Source organism: Paenibacillus glycanilyticus, from assembly GCF_023715145.1.
Lineage (GTDB): Bacteria > Bacillota > Bacilli > Paenibacillales > Paenibacillaceae > Pristimantibacillus > Pristimantibacillus glycanilyticus_A.
The window spans coordinates 58,665-77,762 of record NZ_JAMBNP010000007.1 but is presented as its reverse complement, the minus strand read 5'-3'; the positions used below and the strand labels follow the sequence as shown (position 1 = coordinate 77,762).

The window sequence follows — 19,098 nt, the reverse complement described above, 5'->3', positions numbered from 1 at the left end:
TGCTCATAATAGCACATAAAGATTTTGAAGACGGGGACGGTGCGCCATGGCTTTCCTGAGAAAATTGTCGATTCGTTCGCAGCTGCTCATTTTGGCCGGTTCGACCATCATCGTCATTCTGGTGATCGTTCTGCATACCTACTCCATGATGTCGGGCATGATCACCCGCAGCCATGAGGAATACGTAAGACAGACGGTGGCGGAAATGAAGAAGAACGTCGCCTCCAACCGGGACGTCATCTACCGCCTCATGCAGGATATTTCCTACAATCCGGATATCCAGGATTATCTGGTGGAGAAGGACAATTTGGTCCGCTACGACAAGTTCATCAAGCTGAACAAGTATTTGAGCGGTCAGAAGGATCTGAAGGAAGGCATTCAGGACATCGTCATCTCCGGCAACAACGACACATGGATCGACCTTGCCGGGGGCAACCGCTATCTGGCGCCGCTTCGGGCTCAGCTCTCCGTCCAGGATCTGAATGCCTCCTATGAGGGGATGCGCACGTTCGAAGGTTTGTACGGCGGCGCCGACATGCTCGTCTTCGCCACTTCCATCGTTTATTCGCTGCCCGGGGAGCTGTTCAACCGCAATATAGGGACGGCGTTCTTTATCGTTGACCCGACCGCCCTCATGAGCGAGCAGGAATACTCGCCCAAGCAGGCCGGCACGCAAATCTATTTGCTCGACCGCGACCGCAAAATCGTCGCAAGCAATTCCTCGCTGAGCGCCGGGAGCGAATTCCCGGCCATGGAGGAGAACCCGCAGAGCGGGGGCAACCGAATCGTGGAATGGAAAAACCAAAGCTACGTGGTCGAGTCGGAAGAGCTGCCCGAAATTGACGGTACCGTCCTCAGCATGGTGCCCGAAAACGAGCTGCTTCGCGATCTGCTCGACATCCGCAGGCAGGAGCTGATCATACTGGGCATCGCCTTGCTCATGCTGGCCGTTCCGTTCATGTTTATCGTCAACAACATCCTGCGTCCACTCAAAAAGTTGATCTTCTTTATCACGACGCTGAGGCGGGGGGATCCGCTCAAGCTCAAAAAGCGGATTTCGCTCCAGGGCTACATGGAGATCAGCATCGTGGCGACGGAGCTGAACAGCATGCTCGACGAGATCGACCATTTGACGCAGAGCCTGCTCGAGACGAATACGCGGCTTTACAGCACCGAGCTGGAGAAGAAAAAGTCGGAGCTCGCCTTTTTGCGCAGCCAGATCAATCCCCATTTTTTGTACAACACGTTGGAAGCGATTACGGGAATCGCCGTCGTCGAGGGTCAGGATAAAATCAAAACGATGACGCGGTCGCTGTCGAGCATATTCCGCTACAGCATTAAAGGCTCGAGCGAGGTACCGCTGAGTGAGGAAATCCGCATGGTCGATTCGTATATCCGAATCCAGCAAATCCGCTTCGAGGGCAGGTTCGACGTCCATTACGAGCTGACAGGCGATGCGCTGGCGTTCCGCGTGCCGAAAATGATCTTGCAGCCGATCGCGGAGAACGCGATCTATCACGGCTTCGAGCCGACGCTTAAGAAGGGGAGGCTGTGGATCAGAGGCGCCGTTAGCGGCGATGGCCAGTTGATCGTGCAGGTAGAGGATGACGGCATCGGCATCGAGCCCGCTCGGCTCGAGGAGCTGCGCCGCATGTTGTCCGCCTCCTCGGGGCCGGAGGAGCACGGCGAGAGCAAAAGCATCGGCCTGGTCAACGTCAATAACCGCATCCGTCTTCTGTTTGGCGGCGATTGCGGGCTGCGCATCGACGGCGGGACGGGATCCGGCACGCGGGTCGAGCTGATCATAGGAGAGAGGAGGGTGCCGGATGCATAAGGTGCTCATTGTAGACGACGAGAGCTGGGTGCTGGAGAGTCTTAAAGATCTAATGGATTGGGGCCGCTATGGGTTCGAAGTGGCCGGTCAGGCAAATAACGGGATGGATGCGCTGGAGGAGATGCGCAGGCTGCGGCCGGATGTCGTCTTCACCGACATCCGGATGCCGGAGATGAGCGGGCTGGAGCTGATCCAGCGGGGTCGGAATATCGGCTTCCCGGTCCATTTCGTCGTCGTCAGCGGCTATGCCGAATTCGCCTACGCGCAAAAGGCCATGTCTTACGGCGCAGTTGCCTACTGTCTGAAGCCTTTCGACGAGCCGGAAATTTCCGGCGTCCTGATAAAGCTTGGCAAGCTGCTCGATGCCGCCAAAGGAACGGCCGATTCGCCGCTCGTTCAGCTGCTCGAGGAGCCAAGCGAAGACGCTCGCGCAAAGCTTCAAGGCGAGCTAGAGCGGATTGGCATCGGGGACTGGGCGACGGCGGGCATCGTCCCTGTGGTATCGGTCGGATCGGGCGAGCTGCCAGGTTTGCGCGGGCCTTCGATCCGGTTGAAGATGGGACCTTCGAAGACCGCCTACCTGCTCGGGACGGCCAAGGCGGAGGAGCTGGCGGCCGGCTTGCGGACGCAGTTCCCGCCAGATCTGTCGGGTATCGGCATCGGAGCCCGAGTTACCGATCTCAGCGAGCTGCGCAGCGCCATTGCGGGAGCGGATATGCTGGCCCATCAGTTCTTCGTGACAAGAGAGCAGGGCGTTTACGATCACCGGCCGTACAAGGAAAACGAGCTGAACCGGCGGATGTCGGAGATAAGCGACGCGATCGGCGCCGCCGATATGCCGGCGATCGATGCGGCGTTCCGCCATATCGCGGAGCTGTTCCGGGAAGACGCGCTGTCCACCCGCCACGCCTTCCGGGTGTATAACATGACGATCTCGTTCCTGTTCAAGCTGGGGCAGACGGAGGAAACGCTGTACAGCTACGAGCAGCTTGTCCAGTCGTACGGCGACGTGTTCGACATGCTCGGCGAGCTGCAGGCGCTTGTTGTCCGCCACTGCCGCGGCGGCGAGGCGCATCCCCCGGAGACGAAGAACCGGACCTTCAACCAGATCCTGCAGTACGTGACCGACCATTTCCGCGAGGAGCTGTCGCTGCAGAGCCTGTCGGAGCAATTTTTCATGAATCCCAGCTATATCAGCCAGCTGTTCAAGAAGGAGGTCGGCGAGACGTTCGTCGGCTACATGTCCCAGCTGCGGATCGCGCACGCATGCAAGCTGCTTGATGAGGACGAGGATTATTCGATTCATGAGATTGCCGAGAAAATCGGCTACAACGACTATTTTTATTTTGCGAGGCTGTTTAAGAAAATGACCGGCAAGACGCCGACTCAATACCGCAGCGAGCGGAAGTGATACTATGCACTATTTTTAGTACCGTTATGGATTTTTTTTAGAAAACCTTCGCCGAAGGTTTTCTTTTTTTATAGGCATGGACGATTTGGGAGGAGGAACCTATAAATTGCGTGCATACCCGGGGCGATGCTCGGCTGGTAGTATAGGTGATAGCAAATGGCAACGCTTACAAGGAGGTTCGCAATGGGGAAATCTATCGGGAAGGAATTATATAAATTCCGTTATCTGTATCTGCTTCTCCTTCCTACCTTGCTTTATTACGCTTTGTTTCAATATCTGCCGATGTACGGAGTGCTGCTCGCATTCAAGGACTTTCACATCCGCGAAGGCATACTTGGAAGTCCGTGGATCGGCCTCAGCAACTTTAAGGAGCTGGTGGGGCAGAGCGATTTCTGGAAAGCGTTTTGGAACACGGTCTACATCAGCTGCGGCCGGATCATTTTCGAATTTCCGGTCGCGATCATTCTCGCGCTGATGATCAATGAGGTGGCGAGAGAGAAGCTCAAAAAATTTTACCAGACGGTGTATACGTTCCCGCACTTTATTTCGTGGGTGATCATCAGCGGCATCATGTTCAACTTCCTGGGAAGCGCGGGGGTGCTCAACGAGCTGCTTGCTTTGCTGGGCTTTGAGAAGGTTACGTTCCTGACCGATCCGTCCCTGTTCAGGCCGATCGTGTTCATCTCGAGCATATGGAAGGAGGTCGGCTGGAGCGCGATCATCTATCTGGCGGCAATCGCGGGGATCAACCCGGAGCTGTACGAAGCGGCCTATGTGGACGGAGCCGGCCGCTTCCAGCAGCTATTGTCGGTCACCTGGCCTTCGATTCGCGGAACGGCGGGAATTCTGCTCATTCTGGCCGTCGGCAATGCGATGAACGGCGGCTTCGATCAGATTTTCAACCTATACAATCCCGGCGTCTACAGCACCGGCGACATTATCGACACCTACGTCTACCGGTCGGCCTTTGACAGCGGTCTAGGGTTCGGCGTCACGACCGCGATCGGCTTGTTCAAGGCGGTTCTGAACTTCGCCCTGCTGTACAGCGCCAACTTCATCGTAAAAAGATTGGGCGGGGAGGGACTGGTATAATGGAATCGAATACGACCGCAACCGCTGCCCAGTCGTCGCCCGAAGTTCGTCAGGGGCCGCGCAGGCGGCGCAAATTCAGCATCGCAGACTTCGTCATCCACTTCGTCCTTATTTTACTGACGATCTGTACGATCCTGCCGTTCTATAATGTCGTGCTGATGTCGTTCAGCAACACGGCGGCGATCTCGAAGCAGCTGGTCTATCTCGTTCCGACGACCTTCGACCTGTCGGCCTACAGTTATATTTTGCATGAGCCGCGGTTTCTGAAGGCTCTGCTGGTCACGCTGTTCGTGACGGTCGTCGGCACGTCAATCAATATGCTTGTCACCGTCACGGGCGCCTTCGTTATGTCGAAGACGGGTTTTCCCGGCCGAAAAATCGTCATGTCGGGCATCATCTTCACCATGTTCTTCAACGGGGGGCTCATTCCGTTCTATCTCACGATGAAAAATCTGCACCTGATCAACAATCTGCTCGTCATGGTGCTTCCGGTGGCGGTCAACACGTTCTACCTGATCATTTGCATCGCCTTCTTCCGGACGCTTCCGGCGGCACTGGAGGAATCGGCCAAGATAGACGGCGCCAACGAGCTTCAGGTGCTGGTCAAAATCATCGTGCCGATCTCGATGCCGATGATCGCCACGATTACCCTGTTCTACGCGGTGGACCGCTGGAACGAATGGTGGTACGGCGTTTTGTTCATGACCAACGTGAATCTGCTTCCTATGCAGGCGCTGCTTCGCGAGCTGCTCACCAATTATGCGCAGGTGCTCTCGAGTATCACGACCAGCGTTCAGCTGCAGAATTCCGATCTCCAGCCGGAAATGCTGAAGATGGCGGTGCTCGTCGTCAGCGCGCTGCCAATCGTCTGCTTGTATCCTTTCCTGCAAAAATATTTTGCCAAGGGCGTTATGATCGGATCCGTTAAAGGATAATAAGGGCGTCATGCTGTTATTATAAATTTTAACATTAGGGGGATAAGAGAAATGAGGAAAGCAAAACTGCTGGGCTCGCTCAGCTTAATCACCGTCTTGACGGCATCGATCGTTTCCGGATGCAGCAGCTCGGGCGGCAATTCGAACAATTCGGGCAATACGCCCGCGGCCTCTGCCGATACAGCCGATACTGGCGCTTCGAGTGCTCCGGCCGAGAACAATCCGTTCAAGGATCATATGGATATTTCCCTCTCTTGGTGGGGAATCGGCGTCGGCTTCCAGCAGCACGATGATCTCGTGCAGAAGCTCGAGAAGGACTTTAACGTGACGCTTAAACCGGTCGATATCGGCTGGGACACCTATAAGGAGAAGAATCAGGTATGGGCCGCGGCCGGACAGCTTCCGGATATCATCACCAACAGCATCGTCAACGACAATCCGGGCACGTACAATGAATGGGTCAGCCAAGAGCTCATTCATCCTTTGCCGGATGATTTAAGCGCATACCCGAACGTCGAGAAGGTGGCCAAGGCACCCGACGTGCAAGGCGTCTACCGCGACGGCAAGCTGTATGCGATTCCGCGGATGACCTATCCGAATACCGACATGTGGGCGGTCGACCGGGCCATTTACGTGCGCAAGGACTGGATGGATAAGCTCGGCATCAAGGACCCGCAGAGCTTCGATGAATTCCATGCGATGCTGAAAGCGTTTGCCGAGCAGGATCCCGATGGCAACGGCAAGAAAGATACGACCGGCATCGTCATGAACACGCTGGGCTATTTCAAATCGGTCTTCATGCCTGCATTCCCGCAATACGACAACTCCAGCTGGTTGCAGGAGGACGGCAAATGGATTCCGTTCTACGCTTCCAAGCAGATGGATCAGGTTGTCACGCAAGCCCGCAAGCTATACGCGGACGGCGCGCTCGATCAGGACTTTGCGGTTGAAAAGGCCGGCGAAGCGAATCAGAAGTTTTATCAGGGCAAGGCAGGGGCGCTTGCGTATAACGTAGGCTCCGTCAGCGGTCCAACAGGGATCAAAGCCGAGTGGGAGAAGAACAACCCCGGCGAGAAATTTTTCGACCATGTCAAAATTCTTCATCTGTGGCCTGCCGCCGACGGCACGGTATACCGTCATACGACGCAATCGTTCTGGTCGGAGTCGATGATTAACGCCGAGGTTGACGACAAGAAGCTCGACCGCATTCTGCGCATCTACGATTGGCTGCTTTCGCCGGAGGCGAAGGAAATGTACGACTACGGTATCGAGGGCAAGGACTATACGAAGAGCGGCGACCAAATTACGATTACTCGTCCGAAGGACGGAGACAACTATATTGATCTTCACAAGGAATACCCTTCGCTTGATATTATTCAAGCTCTGGCTGCCTGGAGAGACGCAAGCGCCCTGGAAGACAGCCCGGCGAACAGAGTCGCCAAGGGCGACGACGTGGTGGATTTCATTCAGGGCGAGCTGAAATGGCAAATGGACAACGCCAAGGCGATTCCGACAGCCTTCGATATCTTCTCGATGTCGACGCCGGCCAAGGACAAATTGTCGGCGATCAACTTCGACGACGACTTTATCCGCATCGTGCTTGGCAAGGACGATCCCGTCAAAATGCTGCACGACGTGCAGAAGAGCTACGACGGCAAGGGACTGCAGGACGCCATTAAAGAGGTTACCGAGCAGATGGCGAAGCAAGGCAAATAACAAGGCTTGGCAAGTGAGGGGCTTCGGCGTGTTATGCGGCGGAGCTTCTTCCTTTTTGCCGGAGTCGAATCTCTCTTGTGGCAATCCGGACAAGCCGTTTGGATGCAGGCGGTCTTATTGCCCGTTCCGCAATCGATATTGAACGGGATAGGTAATCATTGTAAAGTATATTAAGCGCTTAACTTACTATTTAAGGATGGTGTTGATCATTCCGGTGAATCAGGTTGTTATCCGCTTGACTGATTATGGAGCGGTTCCCGATTCGGGAGCGGACGCTCTGCCGGCCATGCGCCGGGCCATTGAAGCCGCATCGCGCGTTCAGGGACCCGTCCTGCTGGATATTCCGCATGGCCGCTACGATTTCCATTCGGACGAGGCCATCCGGACGCCTTATTATATTTCCAATACGGCCAGCGAGTCGGAGAATCCCGACGTGACGAAGACGATCGGCATTTTACTCCAAGGCTTGAAGGATTTGACGCTCGAAGGGAACGGCTCGCTGCTTGTCTTTCACGGCAAGATGACGATGCTGGCGATTGACGGCTGCGAAGGCATACGGATCCGCAATCTGCATGCCGATTACGAATGGCCCACGGTGACGGAAATGACCATAACTGGCGTCGGAAGCGAACACTTCGACGCGGAGGTCCATCCTGACAGCCGTTATGCGATCGAGGACGAACGACTAATCTGGCTTGGCGAGGGCTGGCGGTTCACGGAAGGACCGATGCAGGCTTACGATCCCATCCGCGACACGACCTGGAGGATCGACAATTTAGTTGAGCGGGCATCCAGGGTGGAGGAGCTGGCGCCGAAGCGGTTGAGGCTTTTTATTGAGGACGCGGGCCAGCTGTCCGGTCTGATCGCAGGCCGGATGCTGCAGATGCGCGACGGCATCCGCGACCAGGTCGGAGCATTCATCCATCGGAGCCGCGATGTGTCGTGGAGCGGAGTGGGCATGCATTTCATGCACGGCCTTGGCATCGTCGGCCAGTTCAGCGAGAATTTAAGCTTCAAGAAGATGGATTTCTCGCCCCGCGCGGAGACGGGCAGGACGGTGACCGCGTTCGCCGATTTTATCCATCTGTCGGGATGCCGGGGGAAGGTAGAGATTACGGACAGCCGGTTCGTTGGCGGCCACGACGACCCGATCAACGCGCATGGCACCCATCTGCGGATCGTCGGCACGCCGGCGCCGGATCAGCTCGTGCTGCGCTTCATGCATCATCAGACCTACGGCTTCGACGCCTTCATCCCGGGCGACGAGATCGAATTCGTTCGTCACGCCTCGCTGCTCGCCTACGGCTCGGGGACCGTCAAGACGACGGAGCGGCTCAGCCCGCGAGAGGTGCTGCTAACGCTAGAGACACCGGCGCCTGCGGACATAGATCCGGATGACGTCGTCGAAAACGTGACATGGACCCCCGAGGTGCGGATCGCGGGCAATTATTTCGCCCGCATTCCAACGCGGGGCGTACTCATTACGACGCGACGCAAGGTCGTCATCGAGGGCAATCGTTTCGAGCGGATGACGATGAGCGGCATTTCCGTAGCCGACGACGCCGAGAGCTGGTACGAGTCGGGGAAGGTAGGGGATCTGACGATCCGGAACAACCGGTTTATCGAATGCGGCGGCCCAGATCACCCCGTCATTACGATCGCTCCGGAAAATACCGAGTTGGACGCCGTCCGGCCGGTGCATGCCGGTATCCGCATCGAGGGCAATAGGATCGAGACGCGGGATGCTGCGGCGCTTGGCGCGAAAAGCGCGGGCTTGATCGACTTTATAGGCAATGAGATCGTCATGACGGCTGATGTTGCTTCCGCGGATGCAAATAAGCCGCTGCAGAGCCTCATGACGCTAACGGCTTGCAGCGGCGTTCGAATCGCGGGCAATATCCTAGCCGGCGAAGGTCTTGAACGGGTTGTCCGGTTGCGGCAAATGCCGGCGGACGAAGCGGCCGTCGAGGCGGGCCAGGGGCTGCGGACAATAGCGGAATAACAACACGAAGGCGAACAAGCTCGCAGAACGACTCTAAGAGGAGGCGGCAGCGAGCGTGTTCGTCTTTTTATTCATTTACAGCCGTTTCATCGAGATTTTCCTTGTAATAGTTTATTCCGCGTTTGAAATAATGAAGCTTCTCGTCCGTTGTGCTTTCCATGAGGTTCGTGATCAGAAGCTCCACGCTTTCCTTGTAGCTGTGGCTGTTATACAGCGCCATGGCTAGAAATACTTGAATAGCGCGGTTCTCGGGGAATTCCTTCATCCCTCTGCGCAAAGTCGCCACCGCATTGTCGTATTGCCCCCAGTAACGGTAAGTACTGCCGAGACCCATCAGGCATCTCTCCAGATCGGCGCCGGACAGACCTAACTCGATTGCCCGTTCGTAATAAGGGATAGCTTTGTCCCCCAGACCGGAATTATCGCAGGCAATCCCCATTTGGTAATTAATCTCCGCATCATCGGGATATACCGATAGCATCTCTAACAGCTGCTCTCGTACCTCGCTTAAAATCCCTTGATCCTGCTTTGCTCGTCCTTCTTCTCGGCGTTCAATGATTTTGCTTAAATCGTCTCTTGTCATAGTTCACGTCTCCTTAACTTGATCTTGTATTCAAGGTAAGGGAATGCCCTCACAATTTCAAGGAATAATATGCCTATAAAAAAGAAAGGAAGGCCCAATAAAGCGGCCTTCCTATCTTTCGGTCCCCCAAAAAAATAAGACAACGGCGAGGAATAGAGGGAAAAGTTTCTCCTGGAGGAGCGGAGCGTCTGCCTTTGTCAGTGTGAAATCTCGTTTAACGAGTATATTCAAAATTTCACACTGGCAACAGCAGCCGGAAGGAGAACTTTTCCCGCCATGACGAGATCAGATATCCTTCTCCTCTTCTGAGCTTAGTTGTCTTTGTAAACAAAATAGTCAAAGTCCGCATACTGACTCCGTCCCGAAGTATCCTGGCATTGCATGCCGACGAATGCGCCGGTGAAGAAGCCGCCGCCTTGGATATAATCATCCGACAGCTTATGCGACTCGAACGTAAACGGAAGGGTTGTCCAGCTGTCGCCGTCGAACGAATACGAGTAGCGGTAAGTCAGCTCCGTAACATCAACGCGGAGGAATACATATTCCACGCTGTCCGGGATAACCACCTCGGAACCTTGCAACGGCTGCGAGAACGAGAAGTTATCGCAGGCAACGAGCTCGAGAATGCGGCCTTTCTCTTCGTTCCAAGTGATCTGGCAGGAGGTCCAGTTCTGCGTATTGTAGTAGTTCACGAGGCCGGCCGATTGCTGAAACGTTGCAGGGCTAAAGGCAACCTTGGTCTCCGCGGTAAAGTTGAAATGCTGCCAGCGGCGCGCGACAAAGGCCTGCGTGAACTTCGACGTCAGCGATTCTTTGCCGTAAATGCGCAGATGGCCAGGGTTGTCCTTCAAAGAGACAATCTTCTCGCCAAGCGGAATGCGCAGCGTCTGGAAGTGCGGGTTCAAAATCTCGGAGTCGAACTCATCCTTTTCCGGGAAGTCCGGTCCCCATACCACTTCCTCAAGGTTTGGTCCTTCAATCGTCAGTGACGGTTTATTGCCGCCCACGACATACGGCCAGTCGTTATTCCATTCGAGACGTTGGATGGCCGTCTCGCGCCCAAGCGGACAATAGCCGCGCGGATCAAGCAAGGGTTGTCCTTCCCGCGAGAGCGGACGCCCAACAAGATGGACCAAGAACCACTCGTTCGTATGCGTCTGGACGATGGACGCATGTCCCGCCTTTTGCAGAGCAATCCGCGGATGAGCATGCGAAGAAATAAGCGGATTGTCGGGATGCACCTCATAAGGTCCGCGAAGATCTCTCGAGCGGGCGATGGTCGCCTGATGATCGTATTTCGTCCCGCCCTCAGCGGTCAGCAGGTAGTAGTAGCCGCCTATTTTGTACAAATGAGGGGCTTCCGTCAGCTTAATGTCGGTGCCTTTGAAGATGATTTCCGCTTTGCCAACGAGCCGCTGCTCGGCCGCATCATATTCCTGCAGAACAATGCCGTAGAACGGATGATTGCCGACGCGTTGATCCCACATCATGTTTACGAAATATTTCTTGCCGTCCTCGTCGTGGAAGAGGGAAGGGTCAAAGCCGGAGCTGTTCATGTGGATCGGTTCGGACCATTCGCCGTCAATCGTATCGCAGGTAACGAGATAGTTATGGCAATCCTTCCACTGGCCTTCCACCACTTTTACGTCGGTATAAATCAGCCAGAATTGATTGTCGCTGTAGGACAGTTGAGGCGCCCAAACACCGCCGGAGTCCGGGTTGCCCATCATGTTCAGCTGGCTCAGACGGTTCAGCGGACGGGACGCCAGACGCCAGTTTTTCAAATCCTTGGAATGGTAAATCCCAACGCCCGGGAACCACTCGAAAGTGGACACCGCAATATAATAATCTTCGCCTACACGGCAGATGCAGGGGTCCGGATTAAAGCCGGGAAGAATCGGGTTCGTAATTGTAGTCATATCGACAAAATTCTCCTCTCGTCGGATAGGGAAATCAGCCGCTGGAAAGACTGGGAAAACAAGGAGTTACCCTTCTTTATCACCGTCTCCTATGGGCTGTTGTGTTATAATAGCTCCATGTTATCAAGGGTTATGAAGCTATTCCATATCCATTGCGGGGAAGTATTTACCCAAATCGATCAAGGTGGAAAGTACGCTGGAGAGGAGTTTGAAATGGAGCAAAAAGAACGGCAAAAACGCGAATTTATGCTGCCCGACATGGATTCTACCTTCCGCGTATTTGGTGTCCATTGGCGAACCGTTGATCCGGACTGGAGCTATCCGCTGCACAAGCATCCGATGTTCGAAATTAATCTGGTTATATCGGGTACCCAGCAGTTTACCGTTGAGCGGATGAATTATGTTCAACAGCCGGGAGACCTGCTGCTCTTCAGGCCGGGCGATCACCATGAAAGCCGGGTGCTCGGGGAGGAGGAGATGACGTATTATTGCCTCCACTTTGACGTGGACGAGCCCTCCTTCCGAGAGCTGCTCTGCCGGAGTCCCCGGTGCTTTTATCCATCGGGCAGCGAGCTTACCGCCGCGATCCGGCCTGCGCTTAACAAGCTGATTGAATTGACCCATTCGGAAGAATCGGTAATCCGGACGGAAGCCCGGATGCATATATTGTCCGCGTTGTTCGAGCTTTTTGCCGTTCTAAGCGGGACCTTGTCCAAGCTGAATCAGGACCCTGCGGGCTTAAGGAATTCGGAGGTGGCTTCGCGAATCGCCATGATGCTGGAGGAAGCCGTGGACGAGATGTCGGATAGCGGTCATTTGGACGAAAAGGACACCGTTACTTCTATCGCCTCCGCTGTCGGATACAGCACCTCTTCGGTTAACCGCATGTTCACGAAGGCCTTTGGCGTATCGCCAAGGCAATATTTATCCGTCATTATGCTGAAGAAGTCGAAGCTGCTGCTTATGGATCCCGAGCTCACCATCGAAGAGATCTCTTCCAAGCTGGGGTATAACAATATTGCCCATTTCAGCAGACAGTTCAAGCGTTGGACGGGAGAGTCGCCAAGCCGTTTCCGGGGGAAATTCCATGAGTGAGCCGTAAAGGGTAAAAAGGAAAAAGGACATGAAGCCTTAGGCTTCATGTCCTTTGTTCATGTCGAGCGTCAGAACAACCGGGCAATGGTCGCTTCCGAGAATAAGAGAATCGATGCCGGATTCCGTGACGGCGGGAGCAAGTCTTGATGACGCGAGGAAATAATCAATCCGCCAGCCTACATTCCGTTCTCTGATCTTTGGCATGAAGGACCACCAGGTATACGCGTCCGTCCGGTCAGGGTACAAGTAACGGAACGTATCGATAAATCCGGTATCCAGCAGCCGCGTCATTTTCTCCCGTTCTTCATCGGTGAAGCCGGAGTTGCCGCGGTTCGACTTCGCGTTCTTCAGATCGATCTCCTGATGCGCAACGTTCAAATCCCCGCACACGATAACCGGCTTATGCTCGTCCAGCTTGGTGAGATAGCTTCGGAACATTTCCTCCCATGCGAGCCGGAAATCCAGCCTAGACAGGTCGCGCCTTGCATTCGGAGTGTATACCGTAACGAGATAGAAGTTCTCCAGTTCCAGCGTTATGACACGTCCCTCGTTATCCGCGTCTTCTTCGCCCAGACCATAGCTTACGGAAAGAGGCTTATGCTTGGTGAAGATCGCCGTTCCGGAATAACCCTTTTTCTCGGCGTAATTCCAGAACATATGATAGTTCTCGCCAAGCTCGAGGTTAATCTGTCCTTCCTGAAGCTTCGTCTCCTGCAGGCAGAAGAAGTCCGCATCCATCTGGTTAAAATATTCAAGAAATCCTTTATTCACGCAGGCTCTCAGGCCGTTTACATTCCAAGATACAAACTTCATTCCGCGTTAATCTCCTTTTCTATTTACTCTATTAACTAGTGTAACATATGCCTTCCTCATCGAAGCCTTTAAAATTTTGCCTGCGCGGCATACGACAAGCGGACGATTCTGCTACAATAAAGGGACTTAAATGCGAGAAAGAGGAGATCTCATGAAGTTCAGACCGTGTATCGACCTGCACAGCGGGAAAGTAAAGCAAATCGTTGGGGAAACGCTTAATGTGAATCCGCAGCATGTCGTCGAGAATTTTGTCTCCGAGCACGACTCGGCTTATTATGCTTCGATGTTCAAACGGGACGGCCTGACGGGCGGCCATGTGATTATGCTCGGCGGGGGGAACGAGGAGGCGGCCTTATCCGCTTTGCGCGAATACCCGGGAGGGCTTCAGATCGGCGGAGGCATTACGGCGGACAATGCGGCACAATACCTCGAAGCAGGCGCTTCGCAGGTGATTGTTACTTCTTATATTTTCCGGGACGGCGAGCTGAACATGGACAACCTGAAACGGATCGTCTCCGAGGTTGGCAAGGACAAGCTGGTGATCGATCTTAGCTGCAAGCAAAAGGACGGAAGCTGGCATGTCGTCACCAATCAATGGCGGACATTCAGCAGCTTCCAAGTGAACGAAGCAAATCTTCGCGAGCTGGAATCGTATTGCAGCGAGTTTCTCGTTCATGCGGTAGACGTAGAGGGGAAACGGACAGGCATCCTGGAAAGTCTCGTGAAGCAGCTGGCGGATTGGGTAACGATCCCAACTACATATGCCGGCGGCGCAAGGTCGTTCGAGGACCTTGAATTGTTCCGCCGTTTAACGGACGGCAAGCTGGACATAACCATCGGCAGCGCGCTGGATATCTTCGGCGGTAATCTGTCCTACGATGAGGTTGTGGCTTACTGCCGGTAGATCCCCCAGAATAAGAAAAGCGTGAAAGGCATCTCCTTTGAGGCGATACCTTTCGCGCTTTTTCTTTCTTTGGCGGTTAATTATGCTAAACGGCGAACAAACTACTCTTTGCCGTGTCGAATGAATAGCCATACGCCAAAGAGGATTACGATACCCGCGCCAAGCTGCCAGCCGGTGAGCGCCTCCTTGAGCAGCGCCCAAGCCAGGAGCGACGCGATGACCGGCTCGCCCAATACGGACATCGAGACGGCTGTGGCGTTCATGTACTTCAGCAGCCAATTGAACAGATAATGACCAAACAAAGTAGGTACAATCGCAAGCAGCAGGAAGATGCCCCATTCATTTGCGCTGTAGCCGGTAAACCGATAGCCTTGTATTAAGTTATAGAAAGCCAGGGTTGTGGCAGCAATCGCGAATACAAGGAAGTTATAAGCGAATGCGCTCATGTCGCTTCGCAGCTGCTTGCCGATCAGCATATGAATGGCAACCGCGATTGTGCCCAGAATCGACAAAACATCCCCGTACAATGCTTCTCTCGAAAGCGCGAGGTCGCTTGAACCAATGATGACGGTGCCGACCATCGCAATGCCCATGCCCAGCAGCATAATCCGGTTTGCTTTGGTCTTGAAGATGAGATAGGAGCCAAGCATGACCAGTACCGGTTCCAGCGCCAGGAAGATCGTGGAGCTTGCGACCGTGGTGTACTTCAGTGATGACATCCATAGCAGGAAATGCAGCGCTAGCATAATGCCGGAGGCGAACAGCAGCAGAAGCTGGCGGGCCGTATGATAAAGCAGCTCCTGCTTGTATTTCCAGGCGAGCGGAAGCATGATCAGGACGGTCAGATACAGGCGGTACATGCCGATAACCGAGGACTCAGCGCTTGACCATTTGATAAAGATCGATGAGAACGAGATGGCAATAATGCCGACGATATACAAGAGCTCGTAGGCGGAGAACGACTTGGCTGTGCGATTCATGAATGTTACTTCTCCCATGCAATAAAATAGATTAAAAACCCCAACATGTAATACTACTACAGGCGGGGATAGGGAGCAATTTGTAACTTTTGTTTTCCGCCATTCAGCATGGAAAAAAACGATTGACAGTCCTTTCCTTACCCGCTATGATCAGTATCAACAGATACGGATTGACGAAAATGTCAGTCTGTCAAATCGAGATCGAATCGACTGGACCAACCAGAGATTCAATGGAATTGCCTGCGTTAGGCAAGCCATTGGATCTTTTTTTATGCTTTAATACCAACTATTCCAATGCGAAAAAGTTAAATTAAGCGAAATACCAATAACGGAGGAGGTGCCGGCTATGTCGACGGCATTATTGGAAATTGTAGATGTGAGTAAAACGTTCCGTAATTCCAGCGAAGCGGTTCCCGTGCTGGACCGGCTGAGACTGACGGTTAATCAAGGGGAGATTGTCTCTATCATTGGACCAAGCGGCTGCGGGAAGAGCACGCTGCTCAAGATTGTAGCGGGCCTCGATATCGATATCGAAGGCCGTGTCTTGCTGGAAGGGGAACAAGTGAAGAGGCCGTCCCAGGAGAAGGGGTTTATTTTTCAAGAGCACCGCTTATTCCCTTGGCTTACGGTTGAGCGTAATATCGCGGCGGATCTGTCTCTTCGCAATCCCGATGTCCGGCGTAAGGTAGACGAGCTGATCAAGCTGGTCAAGCTGCAAGGCTTCGAGAAGGCTTATCCGAAGCAGCTGTCCGGCGGGATGTCCCAGCGGGTGGCGATTGCAAGAGCTTTGCTCCGCAATCCAAAGGTACTGCTGCTCGATGAACCTTTCGGCGCGCTTGATGCCTTCACCCGCAGCCATATGCAGGAGGCTCTGCTTGATATTTGGCGGGAGAACCGCACAACGATGCTGTTTGTGACCCACGATATCGACGAAGCGGTTTTCCTCTCGCACCGGGTTATCGTGCTTGACGCGCGCCCGGGCCGGATCAAAACGATTGTGCCAATCGACCTCCCGTTCCCTCGCAAAAGAACGGGCTCCGCTTTCCAGGATCTCCGTACCTTAATCCTTCGGGCTCTCGATCACGAGGAGCCGGATAAAGAAACTTATACCATCTAGCTCCGGCTGAAGGTTGTTTGGGCCAGCTGTGACTCTTGTTTTAGCGCCCAGCGGAGATTGTTTCGGTGAAATGTGACTTTGCGTGTTTGTATCGGCTAGTAAAGTTTGTTTCGATCGAATGTGACTTTCCAGCAGTTAGCGGAGGTTGATCGGTCGAGTGTGACTATTGCGTGTTTGTTTTAACCGAAAAATCCTAATACAAGAAACAAACCGCAAGGAACAATCGATCGATCAACCGGAGCGCCGCGACGACCAGTCGATCGAAATAACCGTAGCGTCGGACAAACCGCAAGGAACCCTTTTCCTAAACTACGGAGCACAGAAAGGAAGGTAACCATGTCCAATCCTGCAACAGATTCCATAAAAAGAGTCGCGCCATCCCCGGCTGCGAAAGCGCTCCCCGCTATTCGCGCACCAAGGGAGAAGGGGGATTTCAAGGGAAGAAAGCTCCTGATGGGCAGCCTGCTGCCGCTTATCATTATTGGCGGCTGGCAGTATGTCAGCGGAACGGGGATCGTTGATGCGATGCTGTTCCCGGCGCCTTCCTCTATTGTCAAAGAGTTTTATGAGATGATCGTCTCCGGCGAGCTGTTCCGTCATCTGGAGATCAGCGTGCTTAGAGCGCTGCTCGGGTTCCTGCTTGGCGGCAGCCTTGGACTGCTGTTTGGGCTTGCGGTGGGCATGTTCAGCCGGTTCGAGGAGATTGTGGATCCAACCGTTCAGATGATCCGTACCGTGCCGTTGCTGGCGATAACGCCATTGTTTATTTTATGGTTCGGATTTGGGGAGACGTCGAAAATCCTGCTTATCGCGCTAGGCGCGTTTTTCCCGCTGTATGTAAATACGTTTCTTGGCGTGCGCAATGTCGATTCCAAGCTGTTTGATGTAGCGCGCGTATTGGAGTTTAAGCGGATAAATCAAATGATCAGGCTGGTTCTTCCTGCAGCGATGCCCAACGTGCTGCTCGGACTTCGCCTCTCGATCAGTATTGCCTGGCTGGTGCTTGTGGTAGCCGAGCTGATGGGTGCCGACCGGGGCATCGGTTACTTGATCCAGGATGCCCGGTCGTTTATGCGTACGGAGGTTGTATTTATAGGCATTATCCTATTTGCTGCCGTAGGCAAGCTCACGGACTCGCTTGTACGGATACTGGAGCGGCGCCTGCTCAAATGGCGCGACAGCTATAAAGGTTAATTGCCGGCAGGAGTCTGCGGCGGAACGGGGCGGGGCGGCAGCTTGGCGGCCTCCGCTTCGAAATACTCTTTAAGCTCCGCTTCCTTGCGCGGATCCGTCATGGCGACCTTGCCTTCCAGATGCTTGCTCACGAGCAGCTCCCAGGTGGGGCCGGCCTTTTGGGCGCGCATGGCGCGAACGGCGTTTTTGACCAGTCTGCGTTCCTTCGCATTGGTGTACAGATCCTTGTACTTCTGTTTGTAGGTGTCGAAATCCAGATGGTCAAATACGGCGCGGAACACGTCAGCCGTCATGATCGCATCATCCAGCGCACGGTGGGCAGTGCCCGAGGAGGCTAGATTCAATTCGGTTAAAGCGGCTTCTACGCTGACGTCATTTGTGATATTTTTATAGCGAAGGTACCCTTTCAGCAGATCGAGATAGTCGATGGACAGCCAGAAAGCATCGTCCAGCTTGTGCATCCGCGTATCGTAGATAATCCGTTTCAGGTCTTCGCCTCCCCAAGTGAGGAGAATAAACGGTTCGCCGCGGTCCAGCCACTTGATGAATTCGTCGATGACGCGCGTGAATCTTGGTGCTATATCAATCTCTTCCTGCGGAATGCCCGTCTTTTTCTTAATAAAGGAATTCAGCTTGGAGAAGTAGACCGGCTTGATCAAGGAAGAAAAAATATCGGTCTGCTGCAGCTGCGCGTTCAGCCGCACGGCGCCAATCTCAATGACTTCCATCGGAAGATCGCTTGCGAATTTGCGTCCGTTAAATTCAATATCCAGAATAATATAATCCATTTATTAACCCCCGATTAATTGCTCATGCCTATCCATTCTAACAGAAATCGGATGGAAACAGGAATTTGGGCGTATGAGAACCTCTTGAGAGGATCATGGCAGAAGGAGCAGATACTATGGCCAGGAATGTCATCAAAGATCAGCAGCAGAGGGAACTGCGCCGCAATCAGATATTGTCGGCAGCGGCCTCGGTGTTTACGGTGCGCGGCGTAGCTGTAGCGAAAATATCCGATATTGCGACCGAAGCGGGATTGAGCTACGGTCATGTTTATAATTTTTTCGAATCCAAGGAGAAGATTCTATTGGCGCTCGTACAGTCCTCGCAAGAGAGATATACCGAGCTGCTGCTTGAAGCGCGCGGCGGCAGCGGAACGGCACTCGATAAGCTCAGATGGCTCATTGAACAATACCTGCAGAAGGGCAGGACGTCAACGCATTTCTGGGTTGTGCTGCAGGCGCAGGCAACCGAAGTGTTAAGCCCGGAGGAGAAGGCGGAGATTAACCATAAAGCGCAATTTAACCGTGACCTGCTCGCGGATATTTTGCGTGACGGACAAGAAGAAGGCACGGTTGCGGAAGGGGATCCCGTTGAGCTCGCGACGCTGCTCTTGTCTCTGTTTCAAAGTACGTCTATATGGGGATACCGCGGTTTTGGCGAACCGTCTTCCCATGCCGTAGATATTATGCTGAGACTTGTTGTGCGAAAGTAAACCAA

At 53.8% G+C, this 19,098-nt stretch carries 16 protein-coding genes; 11 read left to right on the top strand and 5 right to left on the bottom strand.

The window, feature by feature from the left end:
* Positions 1–46: 46 nt before the first annotated feature.
* From M3194_RS19615 to M3194_RS19590, 6 genes are all read left to right on the top strand, one after another.
* The gene (locus M3194_RS19615) at positions 47–1,834 is read left to right on the top strand and encodes a sensor histidine kinase (protein WP_251655779.1); all 1,788 of its coding nucleotides are present in this window, start codon (positions 47–49) and stop codon (positions 1,832–1,834) included.
* Positions 1,827–3,245, top strand: coding sequence for a response regulator transcription factor (locus M3194_RS19610; RefSeq protein WP_251655778.1), 1,419 nt, complete (start codon positions 1,827–1,829; stop codon positions 3,243–3,245). The genes M3194_RS19615 and M3194_RS19610 overlap by 8 nt, the downstream gene beginning before the upstream one ends.
* 183 nt (positions 3,246–3,428) lie before the next feature.
* Complete coding sequence (locus M3194_RS19605; RefSeq protein WP_251655777.1) at positions 3,429–4,337, top strand: ABC transporter permease; 909 nt, start codon at positions 3,429–3,431, stop codon at positions 4,335–4,337.
* The gene (locus M3194_RS19600; protein ID WP_251655776.1) at positions 4,337–5,272 is read left to right on the top strand and encodes a carbohydrate ABC transporter permease; all 936 of its coding nucleotides are present in this window, start codon (positions 4,337–4,339) and stop codon (positions 5,270–5,272) included. Before M3194_RS19605 ends, M3194_RS19600 begins: the two co-directional genes overlap by 1 nt.
* Before the next feature lie 51 nt (positions 5,273–5,323).
* Complete coding sequence (locus M3194_RS19595) at positions 5,324–6,988, top strand: extracellular solute-binding protein (RefSeq protein WP_251655775.1); 1,665 nt, start codon at positions 5,324–5,326, stop codon at positions 6,986–6,988.
* Positions 6,989–7,202: 214 nt separating this feature from the next.
* Positions 7,203–8,990, top strand: coding sequence for a right-handed parallel beta-helix repeat-containing protein (locus tag M3194_RS19590; RefSeq protein WP_251655774.1), 1,788 nt, complete (start codon positions 7,203–7,205; stop codon positions 8,988–8,990).
* A gap of 67 nt (positions 8,991–9,057) precedes the next feature.
* On the opposite strand, the gene M3194_RS19585 is transcribed toward M3194_RS19590, so the two are convergent.
* A complete protein-coding gene (locus tag M3194_RS19585) occupies positions 9,058–9,573 on the bottom strand; it encodes a tetratricopeptide repeat protein (protein ID WP_251655773.1) in 516 nt (171 codons plus the stop codon).
* Between the two features lie 311 nt (positions 9,574–9,884).
* Positions 9,885–11,492, bottom strand: coding sequence for a glycoside hydrolase family 43 protein (locus tag M3194_RS19580; RefSeq protein WP_251655772.1), 1,608 nt, complete (start codon positions 11,490–11,492; stop codon positions 9,885–9,887).
* Between the two features lie 213 nt (positions 11,493–11,705).
* Here M3194_RS19580 and M3194_RS19575 point away from each other — a divergent pair, with 213 nt between their 5' ends.
* Positions 11,706–12,587 carry a helix-turn-helix domain-containing protein gene (locus M3194_RS19575; protein ID WP_251655771.1) on the top strand — a complete coding sequence of 294 codons (882 nt, stop codon included), beginning with the start codon at positions 11,706–11,708 and terminating at the stop codon, positions 12,585–12,587.
* A gap of 36 nt (positions 12,588–12,623) precedes the next feature.
* Here the strand turns inward: M3194_RS19575 and M3194_RS19570 are convergent, their stop codons facing one another.
* Positions 12,624–13,400: an exodeoxyribonuclease III gene (locus tag M3194_RS19570; protein WP_251655770.1), complete on the bottom strand. Its 777-nt coding sequence runs from the start codon at positions 13,398–13,400 to the stop codon at positions 12,624–12,626.
* Between the two features lie 151 nt (positions 13,401–13,551).
* Here M3194_RS19570 and hisA point away from each other — a divergent pair, with 151 nt between their 5' ends.
* The gene (hisA, locus tag M3194_RS19565) at positions 13,552–14,304 is read left to right on the top strand and encodes a phosphoribosylformimino-5-aminoimidazole carboxamide ribotide isomerase (RefSeq protein ID WP_251655769.1); all 753 of its coding nucleotides are present in this window, start codon (positions 13,552–13,554) and stop codon (positions 14,302–14,304) included.
* A gap of 101 nt (positions 14,305–14,405) precedes the next feature.
* On the opposite strand, the gene M3194_RS19560 is transcribed toward hisA, so the two are convergent.
* Positions 14,406–15,284 carry a DMT family transporter gene (locus M3194_RS19560; RefSeq protein ID WP_251655768.1) on the bottom strand — a complete coding sequence of 293 codons (879 nt, stop codon included), beginning with the start codon at positions 15,282–15,284 and terminating at the stop codon, positions 14,406–14,408.
* Positions 15,285–15,630: 346 nt separating this feature from the next.
* Here M3194_RS19560 and M3194_RS19555 point away from each other — a divergent pair, with 346 nt between their 5' ends.
* Positions 15,631–16,401 carry an ABC transporter ATP-binding protein gene (locus M3194_RS19555; RefSeq protein ID WP_251655767.1) on the top strand — a complete coding sequence of 257 codons (771 nt, stop codon included), beginning with the start codon at positions 15,631–15,633 and terminating at the stop codon, positions 16,399–16,401.
* 336 nt (positions 16,402–16,737) lie between these two features.
* A complete protein-coding gene (locus tag M3194_RS19550; RefSeq protein ID WP_397334364.1) occupies positions 16,738–17,595 on the top strand; it encodes an ABC transporter permease in 858 nt (285 codons plus the stop codon).
* On the opposite strand, the gene M3194_RS19545 is transcribed toward M3194_RS19550, so the two are convergent.
* Positions 17,592–18,383: a 3'-5' exonuclease gene (locus M3194_RS19545; RefSeq protein WP_251655766.1), complete on the bottom strand. Its 792-nt coding sequence runs from the start codon at positions 18,381–18,383 to the stop codon at positions 17,592–17,594. The genes M3194_RS19550 and M3194_RS19545 overlap by 4 nt on opposite strands.
* Before the next feature lie 116 nt (positions 18,384–18,499).
* On the opposite strand from M3194_RS19545, the gene M3194_RS19540 reads away from it, so the two are divergent.
* A complete protein-coding gene (locus M3194_RS19540; RefSeq protein ID WP_251655765.1) occupies positions 18,500–19,093 on the top strand; it encodes a TetR/AcrR family transcriptional regulator in 594 nt (197 codons plus the stop codon).
* Positions 19,094–19,098 lie beyond the last annotated feature (5 nt).

What these genes read in the sequence shown, in the direction of transcription:
- M3194_RS19615 (WP_251655779.1), top strand. Translation starts at nt 47, where the DNA reads ATGGCTTTCCTGAGAAAATTGTCGATTCGTTCGCAGCTGCTCATTTTG.
- M3194_RS19610 (WP_251655778.1), top strand. Translation starts at nt 1,827, where the DNA reads ATGCATAAGGTGCTCATTGTAGACGACGAGAGCTGGGTGCTGGAGAGT.
- M3194_RS19555 (WP_251655767.1), top strand. Translation starts at nt 15,631, where the DNA reads ATGTCGACGGCATTATTGGAAATTGTAGATGTGAGTAAAACGTTCCGT.
- M3194_RS19540 (WP_251655765.1), top strand. Translation starts at nt 18,500, where the DNA reads ATGGCCAGGAATGTCATCAAAGATCAGCAGCAGAGGGAACTGCGCCGC.
- M3194_RS19580 (WP_251655772.1), bottom strand. Translation starts at nt 11,492, where the DNA reads ATGACTACAATTACGAACCCGATTCTTCCCGGCTTTAATCCGGACCCC.
- M3194_RS19570 (WP_251655770.1), bottom strand. Translation starts at nt 13,400, where the DNA reads ATGAAGTTTGTATCTTGGAATGTAAACGGCCTGAGAGCCTGCGTGAAT.
- M3194_RS19585 (WP_251655773.1), bottom strand. Translation starts at nt 9,573, where the DNA reads ATGACAAGAGACGATTTAAGCAAAATCATTGAACGCCGAGAAGAAGGA.
- hisA (WP_251655769.1), top strand. Translation starts at nt 13,552, where the DNA reads ATGAAGTTCAGACCGTGTATCGACCTGCACAGCGGGAAAGTAAAGCAA.
- M3194_RS19560 (WP_251655768.1), bottom strand. Translation starts at nt 15,284, where the DNA reads ATGAATCGCACAGCCAAGTCGTTCTCCGCCTACGAGCTCTTGTATATC.
- M3194_RS19600 (WP_251655776.1), top strand. Translation starts at nt 4,337, where the DNA reads ATGGAATCGAATACGACCGCAACCGCTGCCCAGTCGTCGCCCGAAGTT.
- M3194_RS19605 (WP_251655777.1), top strand. Translation starts at nt 3,429, where the DNA reads ATGGGGAAATCTATCGGGAAGGAATTATATAAATTCCGTTATCTGTAT.
- M3194_RS19595 (WP_251655775.1), top strand. Translation starts at nt 5,324, where the DNA reads ATGAGGAAAGCAAAACTGCTGGGCTCGCTCAGCTTAATCACCGTCTTG.
- M3194_RS19575 (WP_251655771.1), top strand. Translation starts at nt 11,706, where the DNA reads ATGGAGCAAAAAGAACGGCAAAAACGCGAATTTATGCTGCCCGACATG.
- M3194_RS19550 (WP_397334364.1), top strand. Translation starts at nt 16,738, where the DNA reads ATGTCCAATCCTGCAACAGATTCCATAAAAAGAGTCGCGCCATCCCCG.
- M3194_RS19545 (WP_251655766.1), bottom strand. Translation starts at nt 18,383, where the DNA reads ATGGATTATATTATTCTGGATATTGAATTTAACGGACGCAAATTCGCA.